3 protein-coding genes are annotated in these 3,270 nt (G+C 72.3%); 2 read left to right on the forward strand and 1 reads right to left on the reverse strand.

What is annotated here, in order from left to right:
- Window positions 1–16 precede the first annotated feature (16 nt).
- Complete coding sequence (locus AB8Z36_RS35920) at window positions 17–1,711, forward strand: hydroxysqualene dehydroxylase (protein WP_369217586.1); 1,695 nt, start codon at window positions 17–19, stop codon at window positions 1,709–1,711.
- A 30-nt stretch (window positions 1,712–1,741) separates the two neighbouring features.
- On the forward strand, window positions 1,742–2,674 hold the full coding sequence (locus AB8Z36_RS35925; protein WP_369217584.1) for a DUF3048 domain-containing protein: 933 nt from the start codon (window positions 1,742–1,744) through the stop codon (window positions 2,672–2,674).
- 53 nt (window positions 2,675–2,727) lie between these two features.
- On the opposite strand, the gene AB8Z36_RS35930 is transcribed toward AB8Z36_RS35925, so the two are convergent.
- Window positions 2,728–3,189 (reverse strand): MarR family winged helix-turn-helix transcriptional regulator, encoded by a 462-nt coding sequence (locus tag AB8Z36_RS35930; protein WP_369217585.1) that lies wholly within the window; start codon window positions 3,187–3,189, stop codon window positions 2,728–2,730.
- Window positions 3,190–3,270: the final 81 nt, after the last annotated feature.

The following is a 3,270-nucleotide window of genomic DNA, read 5'->3' on the forward strand; positions in this document are numbered from 1 at the left end:
GGCCTGCCCGGCGCCCGTGGCGGCGCGGGAGGGCGCCGGGCAGGCCGGTCAGGCCGGTCAGGCCGTCGCCGTGCTGGGCGGCGGCGTCGCGGGGCTCACCGCCGCGCACGAACTGGCCGAGCGCGGCTTCGACGTCACGGTCTACGAACGCAGGGCGCTCGGCGGCAAGGCCCGCAGCATGGACGTGCCGGACAGCGCGAAGGGCGGCAGGAAGCCGCTGCCGGGCGAGCACGGCTTCCGCTTCATCCCGGGGATCTACCACAACCTCCCCGACACCATGCGGCGCATCCCCTTCCCCGGCAACGCGCGCGGTGTCTGGGACAACCTCGTCGCGCCCCGCGAGATGATGTTCGCGCGCACCGGGCGCGAGGACCTCCGCATGCCGATCCCGTGGCCGGGCGCCCGGCCCGAACGGCTCACCCTGGACGACCTGGCGCGCGCCCTGACCGCCCTGCTCGACACGGCCTTCAACCTGCCCGCCCACGAGGTCGCGTACTTCGTGAACCGCGCCCTGGTCTTCCTCACGAGCTGCGACGAGCGGCGCGACGAGGACTGGGAGGCCACCCCCTGGTGGGAGTTCGTGCGGGCCGAGCGGATGTCCAAGGACTACCAGCGCATCCTGGCGATCGGTGTCACCCGCAACATCGTCGCGACCAAGGCGGAGGAGGCGAGCACCCGCACCGTCGGCACGCTCGGCGAGGCCTTCGTGCTCAACGGGCTCGGCCAGGGCGCCGACGGCCCGCCCGACCGCCTCCTGAACGCCCCCACGAACGAGGCGTGGATCGATCCCTGGGTGGCCCATCTGACGTCGCTCGGCGTCCGGTTCAGGATCGGGTGGACGGTGCGCGAGCTGGCGTACGGCGGCGGCCGGATCACCGGGACCGTGATCGAGGACCCCGGCGGCGTACGGCGTACCGTCACCGCCGACCACTACGTCCAGGCCATGCCCGTGGAGCACGCGCGCAGGACGTGGAGCGCCGCGCTGAAGGCGGCGGACCCGCAACTGGCGCGCTGCGACAAGCTCAAGACGGACTGGATGACCGGCATCCAGTTCTATCTCACCGAGCGGCCCCCGCTGGTGAAGGGCCACTTCAACTGCATCGACTCGCCCTGGTCGCTCACCGGCATCGCGCAGGCCGGGCACTGGCCGGACCGCGACTTCGCCGCCGACTACGGCGACGGCGTCGCGGTCGAGTGCCTGTCCGTGGACATCTCCGAGTGGGACAAGCCCGGGATGCTCTACGGCAGGACGGCCAAGCAGTGCACCAGGGACGAGGTCGCCAGGGAGGTCTGGGCGCAGCTCAAGGCCGCACTGAACGACACGGGCAGGACCGTGCTCAGCGACGGCAAGCTGCATTCGTGGTTCCTCGACCCGGGCGTCGGCGGCCTCGGCACCCCGCACCCCACCAACGAGGACGAACTCCTGATCCACCCCGTCGGCACCTTCCACAACCGCCCGTCCTCGGCGACGAGGATCCCCAACCTCTTCCTCGCGGGCGACTACGTCTCCGTGGACATCGACCTCGCCACGATGGAGGGCGCCAACGCCTCGGCCCGCCAGGCGGTCAACGCCCTGCTCAAGCAGGCAGGTTCGGACCAGAAGCCGTGCACGGTGACACCGCTGTTCCGTCCCCCGGCGATCGAGGCGGCCAAGCGCCACGACCGCACCCGCCACCGGCTCGGCCTGCGCAATGCCCTCGACCTCGGCTGAGACCGGCGCCCCATGGGGTAAGACGTACGCATGAAACGGTGGGCGAGGACACGGGCAGGGGCCGGGGCGGTGGCGCTCGCCGCCCTGGCCGCCGGCTGCACGATCCAGACCGACGGGAGCGGGGCGGCGCCGGGCGCCCAGGGAGGCGGCGGCTCCGTACTCGCCGTGAAGATCGACAATGTCGGTGCCGCGCGCCCGCAGACCGGCATCGACGCCGCCGACGTGATCTACGTCGAGCAGGTGGAGGCGGGCCTCAGCCGTCTGATGGCGGTCTTCGCGACCAGACTGCCGCCGGTGGTCGGCCCGGTGCGCAGCGCGCGCGAGACGGACCTGGAGCTCCTACGCCAGTTCGACCGTCCCGTACTCGCCTTCTCCGGGGCGCAGTCGAGACTCCTGCCGCTGATCGAGGGTGCGCCGCTGCGGGCCCTGCCGCCGGGCAAGGCACCCGGTGACGCCTACTACCGGGGCAGCGGCAGGCCCGCGCCGCACAACCTCTTCCTGCGCCCGAAGGCCCTGGACGCCGCCCCGCGCGCGGAAGCCCTGAAGAGCACCGGGTTCCGCTTCGGCCCCAAACCCTCCGGCGGGACTCCGCGGAACCGGCAGACGGTGCGGTTCCCCTCGGCGAGCTTCACCTTCGACTGGGTGGAGTACGAGGGGCGGTGGCGCGTGACGATGGACGGGACACGCGCGCGTACCTCGGGCGGCAAGGAGCTGAGCCCGTCGACCGTCGTCGTGCAGTACGTGAAGGTACGGCCGTCCAGCTTCCACGACCGCTCGGGGAACGTCTCGCCGTTCACCGAGACGGTGGGCGAGGGCAAGGCGCGCGTCCTGCGCGACGGACGCGCCTACGAAGCGCGGTGGCAGCGCCCCTCGGACGGCGACGGCACCGAGTTCACGACGTCCGACGGCGCACCGCTGCCGTTCGCCAAGGGGCAGGTCTGGGTCGTGTACGCGAAGGCGTAGGCGCTTGCCCGGGCGTGCGACGACCGCGCGGCTTTCCGGGCCGGGGTGGCGGTTCAGGCCTTCGCCAGCGGTTCCCCGGGGTTGCGCAGGCCCTCCGCCGCGTCCGCCACGCGGCGCAGCAGATCGAAGAAGACGGCCTGCTCATCGGCGGAGAGCGGGCCGAGGAACACCTGGTTCATCCGGGCCGTGCGCACGGTCAGCCTGCCGTGCGTGCGCCTGCCGTCGTCGGTGAGCCGCAGCAGGCAGCGGCGGCCGTCCTGCGGGTCACGGACCTTGTCCAGCAGGTTCCGGCGGATCAGACGGCTGATGACCTCGGCGATCGTGGAACGGTCAAGGCCCACCCGCTCCCCCACGGTGCGCTGGTCGAGGCCGGGTTCGGCGACGAGCGCGTTGAGCACCGCGAACTGCGGTGAGGTGATCTCCTCGGAGACCATCGTGTTCCACAGCAGGTGGTGCGCCTGCTGGAGACGCCGGGCCAGGTGCCCGGGGTGGGTGGCGAGATCCACCGCCGCCATGGGGGTCCTCCGTTTCTGCCGCCGACTCCGTCGAAGCGTCCTCTTCGACGGGCCCTTCCGGTGTCGTTTTCCCTCGGTGCA

Origin of the sequence: Streptomyces flavofungini (genome assembly GCF_041028215.1) — a bacterium.
GTDB classification, from domain to species: domain Bacteria; phylum Actinomycetota; class Actinomycetes; order Streptomycetales; family Streptomycetaceae; genus Streptomyces; species Streptomyces flavofungini_B.

Bases quoted from the DNA above. Each gene is read 5' to 3' on its own strand.
- AB8Z36_RS35930 (WP_369217585.1), bottom strand. From the start codon at position 3,189: ATGGCGGCGGTGGATCTCGCCACCCACCCCGGGCACCTGGCCCGGCGT.
- AB8Z36_RS35925 (WP_369217584.1), top strand. From the start codon at position 1,742: ATGAAACGGTGGGCGAGGACACGGGCAGGGGCCGGGGCGGTGGCGCTC.